Source organism: Veronia pacifica (assembly GCF_001707825.1).
In the GTDB taxonomy this organism is placed as follows: Bacteria; Pseudomonadota; Gammaproteobacteria; order Enterobacterales; family Vibrionaceae; genus Veronia; species Veronia pacifica.
The window spans coordinates 46391-70126 of record NZ_LYBM01000004.1 but is presented as its reverse complement, the minus strand read 5'-3'; the positions used below and the strand labels follow the sequence as shown (position 1 = coordinate 70126).

20 protein-coding genes and 1 riboswitch are annotated in these 23736 nt (G+C 47.9%); of the genes, 17 read left to right on the top strand and 3 right to left on the bottom strand.

The genetic code is table 11. The features are described 5' to 3' along the window. Positions 1-10: 10 nt before the first annotated feature. The 8 genes from leuD to A8L45_RS03955 all read left to right on the top strand — a co-directional run bounded on the left by leuD (position 11) and on the right by A8L45_RS03955 (position 8888). On the top strand, positions 11-613 hold the full coding sequence (leuD, locus tag A8L45_RS03990) for a 3-isopropylmalate dehydratase small subunit (RefSeq protein WP_068899480.1): 603 nt from the start codon (positions 11-13) through the stop codon (positions 611-613). A gap of 72 nt (positions 614-685) precedes the next feature. Then, positions 686-1447, top strand: a complete 762-nt coding sequence (locus tag A8L45_RS03985; RefSeq protein WP_068899478.1) for a DUF4344 domain-containing metallopeptidase — start codon at positions 686-688, stop codon at positions 1445-1447. 56 nt (positions 1448-1503) lie between these two features. Further along, positions 1504-2316, top strand: a complete 813-nt coding sequence (locus A8L45_RS03980; RefSeq protein ID WP_068899476.1) for a DUF547 domain-containing protein — start codon at positions 1504-1506, stop codon at positions 2314-2316. Positions 2317-2793: 477 nt separating this feature from the next. Continuing rightward, a riboswitch (TPP riboswitch) is annotated at positions 2794-2903 on the top strand. A gap of 52 nt (positions 2904-2955) precedes the next feature. Further along, on the top strand, positions 2956-3945 hold the full coding sequence (gene thiB, locus A8L45_RS03975) for a thiamine ABC transporter substrate binding subunit (RefSeq protein WP_068899474.1): 990 nt from the start codon (positions 2956-2958) through the stop codon (positions 3943-3945). 4 nt (positions 3946-3949) lie between these two features. Next, complete coding sequence (thiP, locus tag A8L45_RS03970; protein WP_068899472.1) at positions 3950-5551, top strand: thiamine/thiamine pyrophosphate ABC transporter permease; 1602 nt, start codon at positions 3950-3952, stop codon at positions 5549-5551. Then, on the top strand, positions 5535-6230 hold the full coding sequence (thiQ, locus tag A8L45_RS03965) for a thiamine ABC transporter ATP-binding protein (RefSeq protein ID WP_068899470.1): 696 nt from the start codon (positions 5535-5537) through the stop codon (positions 6228-6230). Before thiP ends, thiQ begins: the two co-directional genes overlap by 17 nt. A gap of 82 nt (positions 6231-6312) precedes the next feature. After that, positions 6313-7311, top strand: coding sequence for a GGDEF domain-containing protein (locus A8L45_RS03960; RefSeq protein ID WP_068899633.1), 999 nt, complete (start codon positions 6313-6315; stop codon positions 7309-7311). A gap of 137 nt (positions 7312-7448) precedes the next feature. Further along, positions 7449-8888: a transporter substrate-binding domain-containing diguanylate cyclase gene (locus A8L45_RS03955; protein ID WP_068899469.1), complete on the top strand. Its 1440-nt coding sequence runs from the start codon at positions 7449-7451 to the stop codon at positions 8886-8888. Positions 8889-8954: 66 nt separating this feature from the next. Here A8L45_RS03955 and A8L45_RS03950 read toward each other — a convergent pair whose 3' ends face one another. Beyond that, positions 8955-10328 (bottom strand): PhoH family protein, encoded by a 1374-nt coding sequence (locus tag A8L45_RS03950; RefSeq protein ID WP_068899467.1) that lies wholly within the window; start codon positions 10326-10328, stop codon positions 8955-8957. Between the two features lie 296 nt (positions 10329-10624). Here A8L45_RS03950 and rapA point away from each other — a divergent pair, with 296 nt between their 5' ends. The 3 genes from rapA to A8L45_RS03935 all read left to right on the top strand — a co-directional run bounded on the left by rapA (position 10625) and on the right by A8L45_RS03935 (position 15373). After that, positions 10625-13543 (top strand): RNA polymerase-associated protein RapA, encoded by a 2919-nt coding sequence (rapA, locus tag A8L45_RS03945; RefSeq protein WP_068899465.1) that lies wholly within the window; start codon positions 10625-10627, stop codon positions 13541-13543. 105 nt (positions 13544-13648) lie between these two features. Next, the gene (gene rluA / locus A8L45_RS03940) at positions 13649-14371 is read left to right on the top strand and encodes a bifunctional tRNA pseudouridine(32) synthase/23S rRNA pseudouridine(746) synthase RluA (RefSeq protein ID WP_068899463.1); all 723 of its coding nucleotides are present in this window, start codon (positions 13649-13651) and stop codon (positions 14369-14371) included. Between the two features lie 48 nt (positions 14372-14419). After that, complete coding sequence (locus tag A8L45_RS03935; RefSeq protein ID WP_068899461.1) at positions 14420-15373, top strand: D-2-hydroxyacid dehydrogenase; 954 nt, start codon at positions 14420-14422, stop codon at positions 15371-15373. 23 nt (positions 15374-15396) lie between these two features. Here A8L45_RS03935 and djlA read toward each other — a convergent pair whose 3' ends face one another. Next, positions 15397-16227, bottom strand: coding sequence for a co-chaperone DjlA (djlA, locus tag A8L45_RS03930; protein ID WP_068899459.1), 831 nt, complete (start codon positions 16225-16227; stop codon positions 15397-15399). 176 nt (positions 16228-16403) lie between these two features. On the opposite strand from djlA, the gene lptD reads away from it, so the two are divergent. Genes lptD through A8L45_RS03900 form a run of 6 tightly spaced genes read left to right on the top strand, consistent with a single transcriptional unit; the run spans position 16404 to position 23134 of the window. Continuing rightward, complete coding sequence (gene lptD / locus A8L45_RS03925) at positions 16404-18755, top strand: LPS assembly protein LptD (protein WP_068899457.1); 2352 nt, start codon at positions 16404-16406, stop codon at positions 18753-18755. Positions 18756-18780: 25 nt separating this feature from the next. After that, complete coding sequence (gene surA, locus A8L45_RS03920) at positions 18781-20085, top strand: peptidylprolyl isomerase SurA (RefSeq protein ID WP_068899455.1); 1305 nt, start codon at positions 18781-18783, stop codon at positions 20083-20085. Continuing rightward, positions 20063-21076, top strand: coding sequence for a 4-hydroxythreonine-4-phosphate dehydrogenase PdxA (gene pdxA, locus A8L45_RS03915; RefSeq protein ID WP_390335465.1), 1014 nt, complete (start codon positions 20063-20065; stop codon positions 21074-21076). The genes surA and pdxA overlap by 23 nt, the downstream gene beginning before the upstream one ends. Further along, positions 21073-21885 carry a 16S rRNA (adenine(1518)-N(6)/adenine(1519)-N(6))-dimethyltransferase RsmA gene (rsmA, locus tag A8L45_RS03910; protein WP_068899454.1) on the top strand — a complete coding sequence of 271 codons (813 nt, stop codon included), beginning with the start codon at positions 21073-21075 and terminating at the stop codon, positions 21883-21885. The genes pdxA and rsmA overlap by 4 nt, the downstream gene beginning before the upstream one ends. A gap of 20 nt (positions 21886-21905) precedes the next feature. Continuing rightward, positions 21906-22280 carry a Co2+/Mg2+ efflux protein ApaG gene (gene apaG / locus A8L45_RS03905; RefSeq protein ID WP_068899628.1) on the top strand — a complete coding sequence of 125 codons (375 nt, stop codon included), beginning with the start codon at positions 21906-21908 and terminating at the stop codon, positions 22278-22280. Positions 22281-22294: 14 nt separating this feature from the next. Then, positions 22295-23134 carry a symmetrical bis(5'-nucleosyl)-tetraphosphatase gene (locus tag A8L45_RS03900; RefSeq protein WP_068899453.1) on the top strand — a complete coding sequence of 280 codons (840 nt, stop codon included), beginning with the start codon at positions 22295-22297 and terminating at the stop codon, positions 23132-23134. A 66-nt stretch (positions 23135-23200) separates the two neighbouring features. Here the strand turns inward: A8L45_RS03900 and folA are convergent, their stop codons facing one another. Further along, the gene (gene folA / locus A8L45_RS03895; protein ID WP_068899452.1) at positions 23201-23683 is read right to left on the bottom strand and encodes a type 3 dihydrofolate reductase; all 483 of its coding nucleotides are present in this window, start codon (positions 23681-23683) and stop codon (positions 23201-23203) included. Between the last annotated feature and the right edge of the window lie 53 nt (positions 23684-23736).

Genomic DNA, 23736 nt, shown 5'->3' with positions numbered 1-23736 from the left:
GAACCAAGAGATGACAGGAATCAAACAACATACAGGACTCGTCATTCCATTGGATGCCGCTAACGTCGACACAGATGCCATTATTCCTAAGCAGTTCCTGCAGAAGGTGAACAGAGTGGGCTTTGGTGTCCACCTCTTCCATGACTGGCGTTATCTGGACGATGCGGGCGAAGAGTCTAACCCTGAATTCGTGCTGAATTTGCCTCGCTACAAAGGCGCCAGTGTGTTGCTGACACGAGAGAACTTTGGCTGCGGATCATCTCGTGAACACGCTCCATGGGCACTGGCCGACTATGGCATCAAAGTGATGATATCGCCAAGTTTTGCCGATATTTTCTATGGTAATTCCATCAATAACCAGATAGTGCCTGTAACACTGGACGACGCTGAAGTTGATGAGCTTTTCAAGTATGTGGAGAGCAACGAGGGTGCAGAAATTACGCTGGATCTGGTTGCTAAAACCGTCACAGCGGGTGATAAAACATATACATTCGAGATTGATGATTTTCGCCGTCACTGCCTGTTAGAAGGGTTAGACTCCATTGGTCTGACACTTCAACACAGTGATAAAATCAGTGAATATGAGCAAAAAATTCCTTCTTTTCTTGCCTGATCACAGCGTCTAACTCGTCTTACTATAAGAATGGAAACCTCAGGGTTTCCATTTTTTTAGAGTGAGACAAGTATGCTCAAGACCATTAAGTCCCTATTACTAATATTGCTATGTCAGGCATCCATAGCCTATGGAAAAACACAGCTCACTGTCACTCCCCCCAAAGATGAACAGCAGCGTACCGCGCTAGAATTCGCAAAACCTATCGCCAACACACTTATCACTTTGGTTAACGAAGAGTACCCGCTTTATCAAACGCTGACACTGACACTCGGTGGTGATGACGGCCCTCTGTTTGACCCTGAACAGATGCAAATTCTCATCCCCTACGCATTTATCAATGAAGTTCAACGACGTTTCAGATCCCCGGATGCGGTATTAGAGAAAGGAGTGTCAGTACAGGACGCATCAAGATACGGTCTGATACACGTTATGCTGCATGAATTTGGTCATGCATTAGTTTTTGATCATGACATCCCTATCCTTGGAAAAGAGGAGGATGCGGTCGATACCTTTGCAACGTTGATCATGATTTGGCATCAGAAAACCGATCACGCATTTGCTGCCGCCGAGTTATTTGCGCTCCATGATCTGGAAGTAGACGAATTTAATGAGTCAGACTTCTGGGGTGAACACAGCCTTGATGCGCAGCGCTATGCCAGCGCACTCTGCTTAATTTACGGCAGCGACCCGGAAAAATACAGTAACCTAATTAATGAAGAGCTGGCAGGCGAAGAGAGAGAATCATACTGTCAGGAAGAGTTTGAAAATCAGAGCCGAAACTGGGAACGGATAATCGATATGGCGAGAGTCTTTAAAAATCAAATGAAATAGAATTCTCATTAGTCAGGTCTGATCAGCACACACTGAACGAATTTTTTGGAGAAATAATGAGTAAAACATGGCGCCTGTTCACCCACATTTTCCTTTTCGCTATAGCATTAGTTTCTATGGTGGCACATGCCGCACCTAAAAGTGATCTTTGGCCTTTTTGGAATCAGAGTAACGAAGCCAGTACGGTGACAGTGAGTCATGATAAATGGCAACAATTGCTTGATCGTTATCTGGTCAAAGAGGGACAGCATACCCTTTTTCGCTATAGTACCGTGAGCCAGCAAGATAACGCTCAACTTCAGGATTACATCAACAGCCTGACTCTACTGGATCCTCGCACTCTTAATAAAGCCCAGCAATATGCCTATTGGGCAAACCTGTATAATGCTGTCACGGTCAAACTCATCCTCGACAACTACCCGTTGAAATCTATCAAGAAACTGGGCGGCCTGTTCAGCTTTGGGCCATGGGATGACGATGTTGTATCAGTGGTGGGCAAAACACTCACACTAAATGATATTGAGCACAGGATACTGCGCCCAATCTGGAATGATCCCCGCACCCATTATGTAATTAATTGCGCCAGCCTTGGCTGCCCAAACCTCCCACCGCAGGCATTGACGGCATCAAACAGTGAACAGGTTCGTGAGGTAGCAGCGCAAGCCTTTATTAACAGCCAGAAAGGTGTGATGCCAGAGGGTAAGCAACTTGAGCTATCGTCTATTTACGAATGGTTCGCCAGTGATTTCGGTAACAATGAGAAAGCCGTGCTGGAACATATCCAGTCTTACAGCAAAAACCCGGACATTGCAGGCTGGTCTGGCAAAATCAAATACCGCTACGACTGGAACCTAAACGAGAAGAAATAATCAGTTCGATGATATGAGGAGGCGTAAAAATTACGCCTCCTTTTTGATCACAGTATTGAGAGACGACATAAGAGGAATCGTTCCATTATCTGAGTCTCGGACAGGCCTCCAACGACCTCGTCCTTCGAGTTCTTCATCTCATAATAATCCACGATAACATGCCCTAATACGTGACACTTCCCCTCAGAGACCTTCACTACTGACGTGATACCGAAGACATCCTCCACATTAATATGCCCAATGCAGGAGTAAGCAACTTCAGCGCCTCAAGAGTACTGCAACAATCGGGATTACTACTTGATGCTACTTATGAGTAGTAGAGTTTCAGCAATAGATGAAACACATAAATATTGAACGTGGTATGACCAAATTACGCCTAAAAAAATAAGATCCCAGAGACAAACGCAAACATGGGTAGAACCTCAACTTATTTACCCTTCCGTTGTTGGTGTTCTTCACCGCATTGTATACACTGTGACAACTCTCATGGGGAGCCTGTTCAATGAGCAGTAGCTGAGATGGCACAAGCTGAACCCATATTACCTGAACCAGATAATGCTGGCGTAGGAATGAGATATCCCAAGTCCTGCATTTGAGGTTCCTCAAACCTGTGCCGCCTAACAGTGACGTGAGGCACACATGAAAAAACTATTTCTGTCCCTTGCCGCCCTGCTCGCCATGGCTGGCAATGCATACGCGCAAGATACCCTGACTGTTTATACCTATGATTCTTTCGCTTCTGACTGGGGGCCGGGTCCCGCGGTTAAAAAAGCGTTTGAAGCACAATGCGACTGTACGCTGGATTTCGTGGCACTGGATGATGGTGTCAGTATCCTGAACCGCCTTCGCCTTGAAGGAAACAACAGTAAGGCTGATCTGATACTGGGTTTAGATACCAACCTGATGAAAGAAGCGGAGCGTTCCGGGCTGCTGGCAAAGCACAATGCAGATACCAGCAAGGTGAATTTACCTCAGGGTTGGAACAACAAAATTTTTGTCCCTTTTGACTACGGCTACTTCGCTTTCGTTTACGACAAAACCAAGCTTAAAAACCCACCGAAGAGCTTAAAAGAACTGATTGAGAGCCGCGATGATATCAAGGTACTTTATCAAGATCCGAGAACCTCAACACCGGGTCAGGGCCTCATGCTATGGATAAAATCCATATACGGTGATAATGCCCCGCAAGCGTGGCAACAACTGGCTAAGAAAACAGTAACCGTCACCAAAGGTTGGTCGGAAGCGTACAATATGTTCCTGAAAGGTGAGGCGGATATGGTGCTATCGTATACCACATCTCCTGCATACCACTTGATTGCCGAAGAAAATGCTAACTTTGCTTCAGCAGACTTTTCTGAAGGACATTACCTACAAGTAGAAGTCGCAGCAAAAGTGAAGAACTCAAAGCATCAGAAACTGGCTGATCAGTTTTTGCAGTTTATGCTGAGCGACGGCTTCCAGAATACTATCCCAACAGGTAACTGGATGTATCCTGTCACTGCGATCAACTTACCCAAGGGTTTTGAGACCTTGCATGTTCCGACAACCAGTCTCCAATTCTCACCCTCTGAAGTGGCAAGCCAGCGACGTGGATGGATTAGGGAATGGCAATCTGCTCTGGTGAAATAACTCTGTGTTAAACCCTTCAAGAACCTGGCCCGGCACTGCTGCGGCCAGTTTAATTTCTTTATTGATTTTCGCTGCTCTACTGTCACTGCTCATACAGGCTCCGTCGCTCGATATCGGGTCACTGGTCAGTGACGCTTATTTGCGACATGTCACCGTATTCAGCATTAAACAGGCGTTTCTCTCGACGCTGCTCAGTGTAGGACTGGCAATCCCGGTTGCCCACGCCCTGTCACGACGTCATTTCCGAGGAAAACGCCTGCTACTGCGGCTGTTTTCAATGACATTGGTCATGCCTGTATTAGTGGGTGTCTTCGGTATTCTGGCTATTTGTGGTAATCAGGGACTGATTAAGCATACGCTGGCATCTTTTGGTGTCATAACTGATACCAATATTTACGGCTTAAATGGGATCTTGCTGGCTCATATCTTTTTCAATATGCCTTTCGCGGCCCAACTGCTGGTCCAGACACTGGAGAGAATACCAGCGCCGGAGCAACGTCTTGCCCATCAATTGGGGATGACAGGCTGGCACCGCTTTAAGCTACTTGAATGGCCTTTTATTCGCCAGCAACTTCCCCATATCGCAGGTCTGGTGTTTATGCTTTGTTTCACCAGCTTTGCTACCGTGATGGCGTTGGGCGGAGGCCCCAGTGCAACAACGATTGAGCTTGCCATTTATCAGGCTATTCGCTTCGACTTTGATTTGCAGACCGGTGCTTTACTCGCGCTGTGGCAACTTATCCTGTGCGCAGCTTTTCATTGGGCCGTTCAACGGGCCAACCGTCCATTATCTGTCAGTGTGGGTGGTGACAATCTCAGCCTGCCAGCTAGGCAGGATTCGCCATCTGCAAAATGCTGGGATGTCAGTTGGATAACGGTGGCAACTGTTTTTGTGCTCTCCCCGCTGGTCATGGTGGTGTATCAAGGAATTAATCCATCTTCGGCAGATGTCTTTACCGCTCCCACGCTGTGGAAGGCAACGTTGAACACTCTCAAAATTGCAACAATGTCTTCCCTGATCGCCTTTGTTCTTGGCGGCACCATCGTTTTGTCCAGCCGTTTCTGGCGACTGAACAATATGCGCAAGAAAGCCGATACTATCGAAATGATTGCCACCATTATTTTGGTAGTGCCCAGTGTCGTTCTGAGTACCGGGCTTTTCCTGCTTATCCGAAGTGTTGCCGATGTATTCAGTATGGCGTTCTGGTTGGTCATTATCGCGAACGCTCTGATGGCTTTACCCTATGTAGTGAAAGTACTCAGTCAGCCAGCTTTGCAACTGTCTCAGCAGTACAATTCACTGTGCAGTTCACTTGGCATTAAAGGGGTGAACCGTCTAAAGCTGATTGAATGGCAAGTGTTGCGTGGCCCGATAGCCCGCGCTTTGGCTGTGAGCTTTGCACTCTCGACGGGTGATTTGGGGGCTATTTCATTAGTGGGCAGCCAGCAATTTGAAACCTTACCGTTATACCTGTTCCGCCTGATGGGCAGTTACCAGATGGATGCCGCCGCAGCCGCATCGCTGGTACTGTTTTTACTCTGTCTGGGTTGTTATAGCTTTATCGAATTTATTGTTAGAAAGGCAGGTCATGCTAAAGGTCAATAACCTTACTCATAGTTATCAGACGACCAAGTTGTCATTTTCATTTACCGCCGAACAAGGGTCCATTAATGCGATTTTGGGCCCCAGCGGTGCGGGAAAAAGCACCCTTCTCATGCTCCTGTGCGGTTTACTCGAGCCGGATATGGGAGAGACGACGCTTGGCGGTCAGGACTTCACATTTGCTCCAGCGCACATGCGTCCCCTGTCAATTTTGTTTCAGGAACATAATTTGTTTTCTCACCTTTCAGTGAAAGACAACATTGGACTGGGCCTTTCCCCTTCACTGAAACTTAATGAGGCAGCGTGGCAGCAGGTATTCGATGCTGCAGACGCAGTGGGCTTATCAGAATACCTAAACCGCTTGCCTGACGCTTTGTCAGGGGGACAGAAACAACGTGTAGCATTGGCGAGGTGTATGATCCGCCAACGACCGTTGTTACTGCTGGACGAGCCTTTTTCGGCATTGGATCCTGCGTTGCGACAGGAAATGCTGCTGTTGGTTAAAAAACTGGCCCAGCAACAGGAAGCGACCATTCTGATGGTGACCCACCACCCCGAAGATGCTCGACTCATCGCTGATAATCTGCTGTTCGTCGATCAGGGGCAAATTGCCTGTGAGGGCCCAATATCATTACTGGATACCCCCCCACCCACATTAAAAATGTATTTGAGTCACAAATAATTGGAAACAACAACAATATTGCACATAAATTAGTCGCATCTATACTTGTTGCTAAGACTTTTCCCAAAAGAGAGATGTGCTTGTGAGCGTAACCAACATTGATGTGCTTGATTCCGTCGTTGACATAACTGCGCAGACCGAAACTGATACTATTACCGAAAGTCTCATAACCACAGTCCTTCAGTTAACCCCTGCGGAACAAGTATTAGTGTTGGATTACAACCGAGATTCATCCCCTGAGTTTATGGTGCTCGCCAGTTCTGACATCTTTCTGTACGAGGATGAAAAGGATGCTATTGAACGGGTGCTGAGAAACTGCATAAGCTGTGGTGACAACGTGGTCGAATATAGCCCGAAAGATCTGCAGGCTATGGTCGCTGTTCCCATCCATGCAGGCGAAACTGATGAAGCAATCAGCGCAGTTGTGTTTTGTAAATGTGCAAAGCTACAGGGCGATGATATCCACCTTGTCGAAGGCCTGGCCAAGGTCTACGAAAACTACCAGAAGATCATCTCTGCCAGTGAGCGTGACGGTCTAACGGGTCTTTACAACCGCAAAGTGTTGACCAGTAAGATAGACCTCTTATTGGATCGTTATCTGATTCAGAGCACGGATATCGCGCAGAATGGCGACCATTGGGTATGTATTTTTGATATTGACCATTTTAAACGCATAAACGACAACTATGGTCACGTATTCGGGGACGAGGTAATCCTTCTGATCACTGCGATCATGAAGGCGCATTTTGATGATGACGACATTCTGTTCCGCTACGGAGGCGACGAGTTCGTAGTCATACTTCACGCCAGACCGCGTGCAGAGGTCGAAGCTCTGCTGAACGGTTTCCTGAGTTTGGTCTGTGCGAGGGATTACGGAGCAGTCAAGGATGTCACTGTGTCATTAGGCGCAGCCTCCATCAATGAAAGCGAGTTAAACGCAATCACAGTATTGGGGTTTGCCGACCAAGCACTGTATAAAGCGAAAGAGTTTGGTCGTAACCGAATTTGTTTCTACGACGATCTCCTTGCATCGGGAGACATTGTTGAAATGATCCCCGAAGATGATGTCGAACTCTTTTGACAATTATCACGTTTAGCGTCATAAAATCGGCGCATAAAATATTCAATTATGTCTTTGCTGAGAGGTAGTACCAGACGTATAATAGTGTGATGCTGTTCGCACTTTTAGTCGTCTTTAGCCTTTTTTGTTTAGGATATATGTACCTCATTAAAAAATCTGCTCTGCTTATTGCGGTTGTTTTTACCCTGCTGTACTCAAGTTGCGCAGCAGCCCTTCCAAAGCAGTTAATCGTCACAGGCTCATCGACCTGGGAACCCTTTTCCTTTATCAACAGTGAAGGTGAACCCGATGGGATAATGGTAGATTTCTGGAAGCTATACGGCGAGAAGAATCACGTAGAGATAAAATTCCAGTTAATGAACTGGCCTGCATCGATTGCCCTTGCAAGTACAGACACGACAGTGATCCATGGTGGGCTGGGTTACACCAGTAACCGTGCAAAGTATCTTTACTTTTCGCGGGAACTGCCACTGCAAAAATACGATGTGTACCTTTTTGCCAAACGCGAACTTAACGATACCGCACTCTCACATCTCAGTGATCTGAAAGTCGGCTCTGTGACAGCCAGTGTGAAAGATGAATTTTTGACCACTCGCCTGCCCTCAGAAAGTATCCGTCGCTATGACACCTTTGGCGGGTTAAATGAAGCGGCCTATCGCGGTGATATTGATGTCTTTATCGATGACCTCAATACCACGCTTTACGGTTTGTATAAAAACGACCGCCAGGGCACTTTTACGCCACGCAAAAAGTTGTATAGCTTCTCAATCCATTTTGCGGTGAGCAGACAGAATGCCCGACAAATGCCAGCGATTGAAAAGGGTCTGGAAAATATTACCGATAAGGAAGTGGATGCGCTTTACCATAAATGGTTCGATGACATTCCCGGACTGGAAGAAAGTGCTGTGCAAGGTTCAAAATTAAAATGGCCACTGATTTCAGTATCGATTTTGTTCATTGCTGTCGTGTCTATCATACCTATGGTGCTGAGAAGAAAATCTCAGGACCTTAAAAATGCCCTGAAAGCATTGGCAACCTCGTCGGCAAAATTAGAACAGGTGACGCAGTTAGATCGCCTGACAGGTACCCTCAACCGGGACGCCTTTTACAATGTGCTTAATGAGAAACGCTTTAGTCCATCCCCATACTCAATAGCGGTGTTGGATTTGGATAATCTCGGCCAACTCAATGCCGAGTGTGGTCATCAGGTGGGAGACATCGCCATTAAACACTTGATTTCCCAGCTTCGTGGACAGCTTTCAAGCAAAGCCGTGATTGCGCGACTGGGCGGTGGGGAGTTTGCAATTTTGTTTGACTACTGTGACCGTAACCTTGCAATTAAGCGGATAGACAAGTTACGTCGGTCATTGCCGTCGATCCCGCTGTCTCTTAATCAGCAGGTACTGCCACTCAGTTTCTGCTATAGCTTTGCTCACTACCCGGAAGACGGTGATGAGGGCAGCGCACTGGTTAACACTGCATTGAAAAGGATGCGGCAGCACAAGGCAGAGAGAGTAAATAATCTCAGCGCAGGTATTGATGGCCATCGGCATCTGGATACTGAGCTTCCGTGGTAACGGTAACGAGCTAAAAAGGAAAAAGGGCTGGTTTTCACCAGCCCTTTGCCATTTGGCACATCGCTGTCAGAGATTTTCTTCAGCAAACTCCGCAAGTCGGCTGCGCACGACGCCATTGAGATAGACACTGGCGCTTCCCTCAAAATTCTTGAAACGTTCTACGATATACGTCAATCCGGATGTCACCGGGGTCAGATAAGGACTGTCAATCTGCGCAAGGTTACCGGAGCAGACCAGTTTGGTTCCTTCGCCACAGCGAGTAATGATGGTTTTCAGTTGTGATGCTGTGAGGTTTTGACACTCATCCAAAATAACAAAGGCATTCTGAATTGAGCGACCGCGCATAAAGTTAATAGATTTAAACTGGATGTTGGCTTTTTCCATGATGTAACGCATCGAACCATCTGCGCACTCATCATTTTTATGGAGTGCTTCCAGTGTATCGGTCACAGCCCCAAGCCAAGGCATCATTTTCTCTTCTTCTGTACCGGGCAGAAAACCAATAGATTCGGCGATTTCTGGCGTATTCCGAGTCACAATGATCTTGTCATACATCCCCTTTTCAACCACCTGTTCCAGCGCCGCAGCCATCGCAAGAATCGTTTTACCACATCCTGCAGGGCCGGTGAGAATAGCCAGATCAATACTCGGGTCGAGCAATGCATCCAGTGCCATCCCCTGATAGATATTTTTCGGCCTGATCCCCCAGGCTTCACGGTGCATCAGACGCTCCCTGCTGATGTCCTTAAGTTGCAACTCGCTGTCAGTAATAGATACAACCCGCCCCGCAAATTCTTCACCTTCATCCAGCACATACTGGTTAATGTAGGTATTTGCTATTTGGTCACGAGGTAGGGTATGCAGTGTGGTGCGCCCGCTGTTTTCTGTTTCACAGGCAACCACCTGATCCCAGAATCCCCCCTTGAAGACCTGAAAACCTTTAGACAAAAGGCTGACGTCGTCAATGAGTTGGTCGGAACGGTAATCCTCAACAAACCTCACGCCAGCACCTTTTGCCCGAAGACGCATGTTGATGTCTTTGGTCACCAGAACCACTTTGCGTGGCGAGCGTTTGGTCTGTAAATACAGGACGGCATTGAGTATCCGGTTATCTCCTGCCTTGTCAGCAAAAGCCTGGACCGTTTCTTTGATTTCGAAATCGGCAAGAATTGAAACTGTGCCGGTTCCCCCCTCTTTACCGACTTTCATCCCCTTAGTGATTTGGTCGGGTGTCGCGTCCTTAAATATGTCCTCCAGTGCACGGATCGCAACACGGGCATCACGCGCTATATCACGTTTGCTGTCTTTGATGCGATCTAGTTCTTCTAATACGGTCATAGGAATGACCACGTCGTGTTCTTGAAAGGAATAAATTGCGAAAGGTTCGTGGAGCAGGATATTGGTATCCAGTACAAAGAATTTTCGGTCACCATCGCCCATAGGCACCTCCTTGGTTGCTAAGGCTAGCGGGTTTTCACCGCTTATCTTAATCCTAAGACATATTTGGCGTCATACCCATAGTAGAACGTAAATTTTGTTACTCTCTTGTGACATGCTCTTGATTCACCACATTAACCGTGACCCTTTTCACAAGTTCAAGTACCATATCTGACCATTTTTCTGAGTGCCCGTCATGGCCTACACTGTATTTCTCAGGCAGGCATGCACTAGTCACTATGCATTCTTGGCACCCTATTTTGCTCAGTGCCAGCTTTTAACAGAGGTTTCACCGAATTATGCCTTACGCTCTAGGACAACGTTGGATCAGTGATACTGAAAGCGATCTGGGACTGGGGACAGTTGTTGCGCTTGATGCGCGCACCGTTACCCTGATGTTCCCAGCCTGTGAAGAAAACCGTCTTTATGCCCGAAGTGATGCTCCAATCACCCGGGTAATGTTTAACAAGGGAGACGTAATTGAAAGCCACGAAGGCTGGTCGCTTACCGTCGAAAACGTCGTTGAAGAGCAAGGAGTGCTGACATACATAGGGACACGTCAGGATACGGAAGAAGAGGACTATTCTCTGCGTGAGATTATGCTGAATCATCACCTCAGATTCAGTAAACCGCAGGATAAATTATTCGCGGGTCAAATCGACAGAATGGATCGTTTTGCGCTGCGTTACCGTGCCCTGAAGAACCAGTACGAGCAACTACGTAGTCCATTACGTGGCCTTTGCGGTATGCGTGCAGGCTTAATCCCGCATCAGCTTTTTGTCGCTCATGAAGTAGGCCGCCGCCACGCCCCCCGAGTATTGCTAGCAGATGAGGTTGGACTGGGTAAAACCATTGAAGCCGGTATGATCATCCACCAGCAGGTGCTGTCAGGCAGAGCAGAGCGCGTATTGATCGTGGTTCCTGAAACACTCCAGCACCAGTGGCTGGTTGAGATGTTGCGTCGCTTTAATCTTCATTTTTCTATTTTCGATGAAGAGCGCTGCGTAGAAGCTTTTGCTGATGCAGAAAACCCCTTTGACACTGCACAGTTGGTGCTGTGTTCATTGGATTTCCTGCGTAAAAGCCGTAAACGCTTTGAGCAGGCTGCTGAAGGCAGCTGGGATCTGCTGGTTGTCGATGAAGCACACCATCTTGAGTGGAATCAGGAAAAGCCAAGCCGTGAGTATCAGGTTATCGAAGCGATTGCTGAAAATACTCCGGGCGTGTTGCTACTGACCGCAACACCGGAGCAACTCGGCCACGAGAGCCATTTTGCCCGCCTGCGTCTGCTCGATCCGGACCGTTTCTACGACTATGAGGCATTCGTTGAAGAAGAACGTCAGTATGCGCCGGTAGCGGATGCAGTCAGTCAGCTTTTTGCTGACTCACCGCTCACCAATGACGCCAAAAACAGTATTACTGAACTGCTCTCCGAGCAGGACGTTGAACCACTGCTGCGGATCATTGAGGCCCGTGATCTGGATGAGGAGCAACGTCAAGATGCTCGCCATGAGTTAATTGATAACCTGATGGACAGACACGGCACCGGCCGGGTGCTGTTCCGAAACACGCGTTCAGCCATAAAGGGCTTCCCGGACAGACACCTCAATCTGTACCCGCTGACAATCCCCAGTCAGTACACCACAGCAATGCGCGTTGCTGGTATGATGAGCCGTGGTAAGTCTGCCGAGGAGAAAGCGCTTCAATGGCTTTACCCTGAAGATATTTACCAGCAATTTGAAGGTGAAGATGCTTCATGGTGGGGATTTGACCCGCGAATTGACTGGTTGCTGAACCTGCTTAAATCTCACCGTAACGAGAAAGTACTGGTGATTTGTTCACGCGCCCAGACGGCACTCAGCCTTGAACAGGCCCTCCGCGAGCGTGAGGGGATCCGGGGGACTGTGTTCCACGAAGGTATGTCCATTCTTGAACGTGACAAGGCGGCAGCCTATTTTGCGCAGGACGAGGGCGGTGCTCAGGTCCTGATCTGTTCTGAAATCGGTTCTGAAGGCCGCAACTTCCAGTTCAGCAATCAATTGGTGATGTTTGACCTGCCGATCAATCCGGATCTACTGGAGCAACGCATCGGTCGTCTCGACCGCATCGGCCAACAGCGTGATATCGAGATCCATGTTCCTTACATGGAAGGAACTTCTCAGGCTCTGCTGGCGCGTTGGTATAACACAGGCCTTAATGCATTTGAGGAAACCTGCCCAACCGGCCGTGCGGTATTCGAACATGTCCGCAGTGATCTCATCGAGATGCTGGCAAACGGTGAGTCCGATGGGGAAGCACTGGATAATCTTATTGAAACCAGTTCTGCCATGCACCATGAGCTGAAGGCCGCACTGGAGCAGGGACGTGACCGATTGCTTGAAATGCATTCCAACGGTGGTAAAGGCGCACAAGACTTGGTAGAGCAAATCGCCGCAAAAGACGGAGATACCAACTTGGTCACCTTTGCGCTAGGGCTGTTTGACACCATTGGACTCAATCAGGACGACAAAGGGGAAAATGCGATTGTCGTAACCCCGTCAGAGCATATGCTGGTGCCAAGCTATCCAGGTCTGCCTGCTGAAGGCTGCACAATCACTTTTGATCGCGATACCGCGCTGTCACGTGAAGATTTGCACCTGATCAGCTGGGAGCACCCAATGATTCAAGGTGGCATTGACCTGCTGTTGAGTGAAGATGTTGGTACGACGGCAGTTTCTCTGCTGAAGAGCAAGGCTATGCCAGTCGGTACTCTTTTCCTTGAGCTCCTGTACGTGATTGATGCTCAGGCACCGAAATCTTCGGGTATTCATCGCTTCTTACCTGCCACCCCAGTCAGGGTGCTGTTAGATGCAAAAGGCAATAACCTTGCTGAAAACGTCGCCTTTGAAGGGTTCCACCGTCAATTGAGTCCAGTTAATCGCCATCTGAGCAGTAAACTGGTGACCTCAGTCCAGACCCAGATCCACAGCTTGATTGAAGTAGCAGACACGCAGGCGGAAAAAGAACTGGAGACGGTTAAAGCAGACGCAGCGGAAGAAATGACGCATAGCCTGCGCGCAGAATTAGACCGACTGCAGGCATTGAAGGCTGTCAATCCAAACATCCGCGATGAAGAGCTGGAGACACTGGAAAATCAGATGGCTGAGTTGCGTAACTATATCGGTCAGGCACAGCTTCGTCTCGACGCGCTGCGCGTGGTGATCGTCAGTCATCAGTAAATCGAACTGACCAAAGAGGCACTGTCTAGGGTTCATAAACTCTACGGCAGTGCCTTGTCGTATATAGCGTGTTAAACTTGCGCCGACTGTTTTTTGAGCAAGATTATGAACAACGAATTCGTATACCGTCCACCGACCTCCCCCTGGCTGGATGTGATTTATCAGGATGACGATATTATCGCCATCAACAAACCCAGTGGCCTGCTGACAAATCCCGGAAGGGACCCTGCACATTACGACAGCGCCTGGTCTCGGATTAAAAAAGACTTCCCTGACGCAGAGCTTGTGCATCGACTGGACATGTCAACATCCGGCCTGATCGTGTTTGCCAAACACAAAGAAGCTGAGCGTCACCTGAAAGCCCAATTCCGTGAGAGAGTGACTCATAAGCTCTATTACGCGCGGGTATGGGGACACCCTGACAATGACCAGGGGGAAATCGACCTTCCCCTGATATGCGACTGGCCCAACCGCCCGAGGCAAAAAGTATGCTTTGAGACTGGTAAACCTTCTCAGACCGGCTTCGAAGTGGTGAAGCGAGAGAAAAAAACCAGCCTGGTCCGTCTACTGCCCATCACTGGCCGCTCGCACCAGCTGCGGGTTCATATGTTGGCAATGGAGCACCCTATCGTCGGTGATGAGTTTTACGCACACCCTCAGGCCCTCCGTTATTCGCCTCGCCTTCAGCTTCATGCCGCTGAGCTGAGCTTTTTGCATCCGGCCACCAATCAATCCATGCATCTTTGCGCGCCTTGTGACTTTTATCCGGCCGCACCAAAAGATATGTTGATCACACGTGGATTAGCCGCAACCCCGCTGGAGTTGTAATTACCACCTTGGTAACCGTAAAGTGGCAGGAAAAAGGAGTTGCCTGCCATGGAACATATTGTCTTTCTCGATCGGGAGACTATTCCAGATCATATCAAGATACCTGCCCCACACTTTCCTCATCGTTGGACGAGTTACCCGTCGACCTCGCCCGATGAGATTGAGGAACGGCTAAAAGACGCCACTATCGTCGTCACTAATAAAGTGATTCTTGATAAAACGATGCTGCCCCGATTGCCATCGCTTAAATTAATCGCCGTTGCAGCAACAGGATATAACAATGTCGATCTTTCCTGGTGCCATGCCAATCAGCTTCCTGTCTGCAATATCCGAGGGTATGCCACCCGGTCTGTACCCGAGCATGTGATAGCGATGTTGTTCAGCCTTCGGCGTAGCCTTTGTGCTTATCAGCGGGATATTCAAAACGATGTCTGGCAGGAAAAAGGGCAGTTTTGCTTTTTCACTCACCCCATTGGAGATATTGCTGGCTCAACACTTGGCATCTTCGGAAAGGGCAGTCTTGGTAAAGGCGTCGCTGCACTTGCTGAGGCCGTCGGCATCAACGTACTGTTCGCAGAGCACAAGGGGGCTGGTGATTGCAGACCTGGCTACACTCCTTTTGAGACCGTTCTTTCAGTCGCAGATGCCATTTCGCTGCATTGTCCACTCAATGAGCAAACACATCATCTGATTGGTCAACCTGAGCTCGCGATGATGAAACCAGAGGCAATCGTGATTAACGCTGGAAGAGGAGGGCTTGTCGATGAACATGCGCTGGTGAATGCACTGAAAAGCGGGACGATTGCTGCGGCCGGAATAGATGTATTTACCGAAGAGCCTGCCACAATATCAAATCCATTGGTGGCGCATGCTGGCTTACCTAATTTGTTACTGACCCCACACGTAGCATGGGGTTCAGATTCTTCCCTTCAGGCACTGGCTGACCAGTTAACACAAAACATAGAGGCCTTCAAAAGTGGAAAGCCGCAAAACCTGCTCTAACAAGCAAACTATTACTTGGGCTGTCAGGTGAACCCTTTTTCTTTCCGGATCAGATCGTAGGCAGCCTGAATATCCTGTGCTTTTTGCTTGGCAATTTCCATCATGGAGGCAGGTAAGCCTTTAGCGACCAACTTATCTGGATGGTGCTCGTTCATCAGCTTGCGGTAAGCTTTCTTGAGCTCTTTCGCTGACGCGTCAGGGGAGACGCCCAGCAACTCGCAGGCACCCGATATTCTGTCTCTCAGGTCTCGGGTCCGCCAGTGGCTACTGTGTTTGTCATATTTGGTGCTGTGTTCGTGAAAACGGTAGCTGGCATGCTGCATGGCAAGGCGCTGTTCCAATTGACGCCGGGAGAAACCCAGTCTGCTGGCTACAACATGAAGCACCTGCAGTTCGTTAGGATGAAGGTTTCCATCTGCACAGGCTGCCTGTATTTGCACTTCAAGAAAAAATTGCAGGAGATCAAAGCGACCAGACTGCTCTCTGCGCACTCTCCACAGCACTTCTTCCAACGGAAATTGCATGTCCTTACCTTCGCGGAAGGCATTCTGCGCCTGCTGCCTTGACTCGCCGTGCAATTCCATACGATCCATTAGTTTTGTAGCAACGCGAATCTCGTTCTCTGTGACCTGCCCTTTCGCCTTGGCAATATGCCCCATGACAGCAAATGTGGCATAAAAATACCCTTGTTCCCGTTGCTCGGCTCCCTGAGAACCCCAACGGGCTCCCTCGTACATCTCTTTTTGCCGCTTTTGATCGAACTTATGTCCTAGAAAGCTGCCTAAAAGCAGACCCGGAAGATGGCCTAAAAGGAAACCAAATGACGCGCCAACTAATTTTCCCCATACAGACATCTGATCTATCTCTATCCGTTAAGTTTTACCCGTTTCACTCTGACTTCAGGCAGGTTACGGGTGCTGTTGAGTGTAAATTGCATTATCATAGCTAACATTTTTAGCGAAAACGTGCCGAAAGCAGCGCCTTAAAAGTATATCAAGGCTGCAAAATAAACACAGGATTGTACTGTTCAATGCCATATACCGCCCGTATTTTTCTCCCAGCTATTGCCATGCTATTCGTTCATAGCCCGGCTTTTGCTGATACAGATACTACCAGCATAGATCCGAGCCTGATCACTTCTGATGAAAAATGCCATAAACAGGCATACCCATGCGCAGTGGCAAAGAATAAAAACGCGGACGATATCAATACGCTGCCAATCACTATCAATGCGTCAAGTACTGCCGGTGACAAGGAAAAAATCACCTACGAGGGAGATGTCATTGTCAGACAGGGGCACAGAACCCTAGAGTCTGACACTATGGTGCTGACCACCCCGGGGGAAAGGCAAGTAACCGCTGAAGGTAATGTTATCTTCAATGATGGTGAAATGTTGATCCAAAGTGACCGTATACAATCAAATCTGACAAATCAGGACACTTATGTCGAAAATGCGAAGTATCGTCTACTTTGTCAGTCAGGGCGCGGTGAGGCAAAGAAAGTCTTCAAAAACGGCACTACTTTTTACCAATTGGACGATGGAACATATACCACCTGTCCTGAAGAAAATAAGAGTTGGCGGTTCGGTGCCAAACGCATAGAGAAAAAAGATGACGATATCTTTGCGGACATGTACGGCACCAGTTTTCAGATACTTAATACCCCAGTTTTTTATCTACCCTATCTTCGAGTGCCTGTTGAAGATGGACGCCTGACCGGATTTTTGTATCCGACTATTGGCTTTCTCGACGAGAAAGACGGTATTTCGGTACAAACGCCATTTTATTGGAACATCCATCCGCAAGCCGATATGTTGTTTACACCAAAGCTGATGTCTAATCGTGGTACTCAGCTAACAACAGAATTCAATTACCTGGTCCGACCGGGCAACGGCTCGATCATAACGGAATACATGCCCGAAGACCGCGAGTATCCGGGAGTGGAAGATAGCTGGGGGATAAACTGGCGTCATAGTGGTGTTCAGGATCACTGGCTTTATGATTTAGATTACAGCCGTGTCAGTGACATCACCTACTTCAGTCGTCATACCGACTCCCAAGTGGGTAAAAGAGAGGATAGTAACCTGCTGCAGACTGCTGAAGTGGCTTACCGTGAGGACAGCTGGGACGCACACCTGAAAGTACGGGACTTCCAGCCGTTAACAAAAAATTCAACTGTGTATCGATTAATGCCGCAGTTGGCGCTTAACTATTACGGCCCTAATTTACCGGGAAACATGTCTTTTACGGTACCCAGTCAAATCAGTCGCTTTGAAACCGATACTGAATCAAAACCTGATGCGACGCGTCTTCATATTGAACCGACATTGACTCTGCCTTACAACTTGCCTTGGCTGCAGGCGTCGGCCGAAGCTAAGCTTTTGTATACCTACTACGAGCAGGATGTGAGCAGCACGCTGTCGAATGATATCCGCTCAACACTTGGATCACATACCACCCGCTCTGTACCTGTCGTTCGCCTCAACAGCACGATCATCCTTGAGCGTGAGCAACCGCTTTGGGGAACCAATTATCTACAGACACTAGAACCTCGCATTCAGTATTTATACGTTAAAGATGTTGATCAAAGTCAGATCTATAATCCTGTGTCCTACAAAGGTGGTGGTTACGACACGGTTAGGCTGCAAACTGACTACTATGGGCTATTCCGAACCAACCAATACAGTAATATTGACTACATTAACTCTGCGAATCAGTTTACGCTTGGCGCTTCAACCCGATTTTACGATGACGCATTAAAAGAGAGGTTTAACCTTTCTGTCGGCCAGATCTTTTATGTCGATCGCCCCTTTGGTTCCGGCGAAGCGCGGGTTAATTATTCAGCCTGGGCACTGGAAACAGAAATTAACGTCGCTGATCATTGGTTCCTGAAAGGCTCAATGGAATATGACAACAATATCAGTAAATTACAGTTCGCAAACAGCCTCGCTGAGTACCGCAACGGTAGCTTTTTCACTCAGGCCAGTTATCGCTTTGTCAGCAAAGACTACATTGCTTCAACGCTGAGAAACGGGTCAATCGACAGTATCACAGAAGACGGTATTTCTCAGGTCGGCCTTATTGCAGGCATACCCATTACAGATAGATTCAGTCTTCAGGGACAGTATTTCCACGACCTGACCCAAGACATTAAACTGGAAAATCAGGTTGGACTTGTTTACCGAGATGCCTGCTGGCAGCTGGGACTGACTTACAGTGAATATCTGCTCAGCAGGGGTAATATCTCACAGGAACCTAAATTTGACAGTGGTGTCTCACTGTCGTTCAGCCTCCTTGGACTAGGCGCCAATGCGGGCTTTGGCTTTAGCGACAACACCAAGAGTGCATTGGGTTACTACAACCCGTATGGTTTGAAAAACTGAATATAGTTAGATATTGGAATCCTCAATGAAGAAATGGACCCAAATTACAGCAGCACTGCTGCTCGCTCTCAGCGCCGCCCCATCTTTTGCGGTACCGAGCGAACTTGATCGTGTCGTCACCGTCGTCAATGAAGATGTGATACTGAGAAGTGACATCGATATCATGCGCAAACTGGTGATCTTCAGAGCTGACGGCAGCACCGACAAGCTGCCTTCTGAAGAAATACTCAATGCACAAATCCTTAACGATCTGATTGACGAAAAGCTTCAGTTGCAACAGGCCGAGCGTCTTGGGATCAGAGTTGGAGATATACGTCTTGACCAAGCTATTACCCGGATTGCGAAAGAAGATGGTCTGACGGTCCAGCAATTACGAAAAAAATTAATCGACTACCGACTGAGCTGGGCCGATTATCGCGAGGAGATTCGACAACAAATGGCTGCCAGTGAGGCACGTACGGCTCAGGTTCGCCGTCGAATCAACATATTACCTCAGGAAATTGATGCACTTAGTACTGCACTGAATGCCCGTGAACAGCAAAATATACAGTATAAGTTCTCACATATTCAGCTACCACTGAAAGAAGCGGCAACAGCAGAAGAGAAAAACAAAACGGCGTACCTTGTTCGCGCTATTGAAAAGAAGCTTAAGGAAGGCGCTGATTTCTCTTCAATGGCATTGGCGTATTCAAAGGGTCGTCGAGCACTTGAAGGTGGCGACTGGGGATGGCTTCGTCTTGAAGAAATGCCAACACTCTTTGCTGACCAAATAGCAAACCATAAAAAAGGCGAAATCATTGGTCCGTTCCGAAGTGGTGTCGGGTTTCATTTCATTAAGATTGATGATGTGAAAGGACAGAAAACCGTTGCTGTCACTGAGTTCAAGGCAAGACATATACTAATAAAACCTTCAGTCATTCTCAGTGACACAGGTGCTAAAAAACAATTGATGGATCTGATGAGAGATGTTCGCACTGGCAAACGATCATTCGCTGACATCGCACAGGAATATAGTGAGGATACAGGATCATCTGCCAATGGTGGCCTACTGGACTGGCAGACATCTGATACCTACACATCAGACTTCAAGGAACAACTTGAGCAGCTGAAAGTAGGACAAATCAGTGAACCATTTAAAACGATTTATGGCTGGCACGTCATAAAACTGATTGATAAACGGATTGCCGACCGAACCGACGATGCAGCTAAGAATCGTGCAGCTAACATACTGTTCAGACGAAAGTTCAACGATGAAGTTCAGGCATGGCTACAGGAGTTACGCGCTGCGGCGTATATAGAAAATATTAATGAACAGTCTGATGAACGCTAACCATAACAAGATACAACGCATTGCCATTACACCGGGCGAGCCTGCTGGTATTGGCCCGGACCTGGTGCTCGCACTGGCTGATGAAGTCTGTCATCACCAGATTGTGGTGTGTGCCAACAAACAGATGCTTGCTGAAAGGGCAGCATTACTTGGGCTCAATGTGACACTGAAAGGTTACCAGCCGGATACTGCACCTGAGCCTCATCAGCCCGGTTGTTTGTTTGTGGCTGATGAACCATTGGAAGCCAATGTGATTGCAGGAGAGCTTAACGAGCGAAATGGCCGTTATGTTCTCAACACTCTCACACGGGCAGCAGAGGGTAATATGCAGGGAGAATTCGCTGCAGTAGTCACAGGCCCGGTTCATAAAGGAGTGATCAATCGCTCAGGAGTATCATTCAGCGGCCATACAGAGTTTTTTGCTCATCAGGCAAACGTGCCACAAGTCGTGATGATGCTTGCAACAGAGGGGCTGCGCGTTGCGCTTGTTACAACCCATATTCCTTTGGCCTATGTAGCAAAAGCCATTACCAGTGAAAGATTGGTGCAGGTTATCAACATCCTAAATGATGATCTAAAAACCAAGTTTGGTATTGCTAAACCGCGAATATACGTTTGTGGACTGAACCCACATGCTGGTGAAGATGGTTGTCTGGGTCGCGAAGAACTCGACATCATGATCCCAACCATGGACGAGTTGCGTGAACAAGGAATGGATTTGGTTGGTCCACTTCCTGCAGATACTCTGTTTCAAGACAAATACCTCAATGATGCTGATGCAGTGCTTGCCATGTATCACGATCAGGGACTCCCTGTGTTAAAATTCAAAGGATTTGGAAAGTCAGTCAATATCACACTTGGTCTGCCTTTTATTCGTACTTCAGTAGATCATGGTACCGCATTGGATTTAGCGGGTACCGGAACGGCGGACACAGGAAGCCTTCGGACCGCGCTATCCCACGCCATTGAGTTAGTAGATAAGAAAGCATGAGCGACAACGTCCATTTAGGCCATAGGGCCAGAAAACGCTTTGGTCAGAATTTCCTTAACGACCCGTACATCATCGATGGGATAGTTTCTGCCATTAACCCACTTCCAGGCCAAAATCTGGTTGAAATTGGCCCAGGTCTGGGTGCACTGACTGAGCCAGTGGCCCGTGAAACCGATAAGCTAAATGTTGTAGAGCTTGACCGGGATCTGGCTGAGCGTCTCCGCCATCATCCAGAGCTCTCACATAAGCTGAACATTTATCAAGGCGATGCAATGAAGTTTGACTTTGCATCGTTGTCATCCGAGCAAAACCCGTTACGTATTTTTGGCAACCTGCCGTATAACGTATCGACCCCGTTGATGTTCCACCTGTTCAGTTTTGCCGGTGCTGTTCAAGATATGCACTTTATGCTGCAAAAAGAGGTGGTAAACCGCCTTGCCGCAGGTCCGGGTACCAAGGCTTATGGCCGCCTGACAGTTATGGCTCAGTACTACTGCAAAGTCGTACCTGTTTTGGAAGTGCCGCCAAGCGCGTTTAAGCCTGCACCAAAGGTCGATTCTGCGGTTGTTCGTCTGATCCCACACAAAACATTGCCTCATCCTGTCAATAACATGAAGTGGCTGGATCGCGTTTGTCGTGATGGATTCAACCAACGGCGCAAAACTGTACGAAACTGTTACAAAGCGCTTATTGACGGCGATACACTGGAATCTTTGGGTATCAACCCAACCATGCGTCCAGAAAACCTGACCTTGGCACAATTTGTGGCAATGGCAAACTGGCTGGACGAGAATCACAACAGCCAATAAGGATTTATCGCTTGCAAGGATTGGTAAAAGCTCACTTTACGGTTCGGGTGGTGACTCATTATGTTGAGGAACAATCTGAACCAGACAAACAGAGGTATGTTTTCTCTTACACCATTACCATTGAAAATAACGGCGACATCGACGCACAACTGCGCCGCCGTAAGTGGCTGATCACGGATGCCAATGGTAAAAAACTGGTCATAGAGGGCGAAGGAGTCGTCGGTGAGCAGCCCATAATTGTTGCCGGAGACCAGTATACCTATACGAGTGGCACTGTTCTGGAGACGCCTGTTGGTGTCATGCAGGGCACTTATGGTATGCAGACTATTGACGATGACGAGTTTGAAGTTGAAATTTCACCGTTCAGACTTGCCATGCCAAACATTCTTCACTAGCAGGACACATATCAATGGCAACCTACCTTGTCGGTGACATTCAGGGGTGCTTCGGGGATTTATGTGATCTGCTTGAACTTGTCAGTTTCAATCTAAAAGAAGATCACCTTTATTTAGCGGGTGATCTTGTCGCTCGGGGACCTCAATCACTCGAAGTCCTTCGTCTTATCCATGGTATGGGCTCCCACGCCCATACTGTGCTCGGCAATCATGATCTTCATTTGTTGTCAGTTGCCAATGGCTTGATGAAAGGCAAGCGTCAGGATAAAACATCGCCAATCTTCTCAGCTCCAGACAGAGATGAGTTACTGACATGGTTAAGACACCAACCACTGTTAATTCATTATGATAAACCATCAGGTAAAACACCTGGTTTTGTGATGACACATGCTGGTATTCCACCACAATGGGGGCTGAATACGGCAAAAAATTGTGCCACTGAGGTAGAAGCTATTCTTCAGGGTGACGATTATCTTTGGTTACTTGAGAATATGTACGCCAACCAGCCAGATCAGTGGGATCCGGCACTTCAAGGGCTAGATCGTTATCGCTTTATTATTAATGCATTTACTCGAATGAGATATTGTGACAGTACTGGCGCATTGGATATGGCCTGCAAATATCCACCGTCTCAGTTGACTGAGGAGGGACCGCTAAAACCATGGTTCAGCCTTAAGCGCAAAAAGAAGATCAAGGAGGCGTTGGTGTTCGGGCACTGGGCAGCCCTCGGTGGCGTCATAGAAGATAATCTTATCGGCCTCGATACTGGTTGCGTCTGGGGTGGCAGTCTCACCATGCTGAGGTGGGAAGATAAAAAAGTGTTCACTGTCTCCTGCCCGGTTCATTCAAGCTAATTTCCGAGGCAAGAAAGCTACGGAACAGAAGAAGGGGTAATGCTTTTTCTGTTCCCTTTTATCCGCTTAGTTTCTATCGAGTATCACAAACTGCATGTTGTACTTATTTTTATCATCTGCGCTAAATGTTTCAGAATGAGACTCTGTCCAGCTGTCTCCCCACTCCGGAAAACGCGTATCTCCATCCAGCTCGGCATCAATAAAGGTAAGATATAAACGGACAGATTTGGGAAGACAGGCATCATAAATTGAACCGCCGCCGATGATCACAGCCTCTTCGACCCCTTCAACCGCATTCAGAGCAGTATCAATGCTGTTCATCACCTCTACCCCCTCAGCTTGCCAAACAGGATCGCGGGTGATCACCAGATTTCTTCGCCCGGGCAGAGGACGTCCAATAGATTCATAGGTCTTACGTCCCATGATCACAGGTTTCCCCATGGTCTGCGCTTTAAACCAACGGAAGTCTGCGGGTAAATGCCACGGCATGGCATTGTCTTTTCCTATAATTCTGTCTTTTGCCATTGCGGCGATCATACTGATCTTCATTTATTTTCTTTTCCTGAATACCTGTAAGCATTTGGGATGATAGCAAATTACCC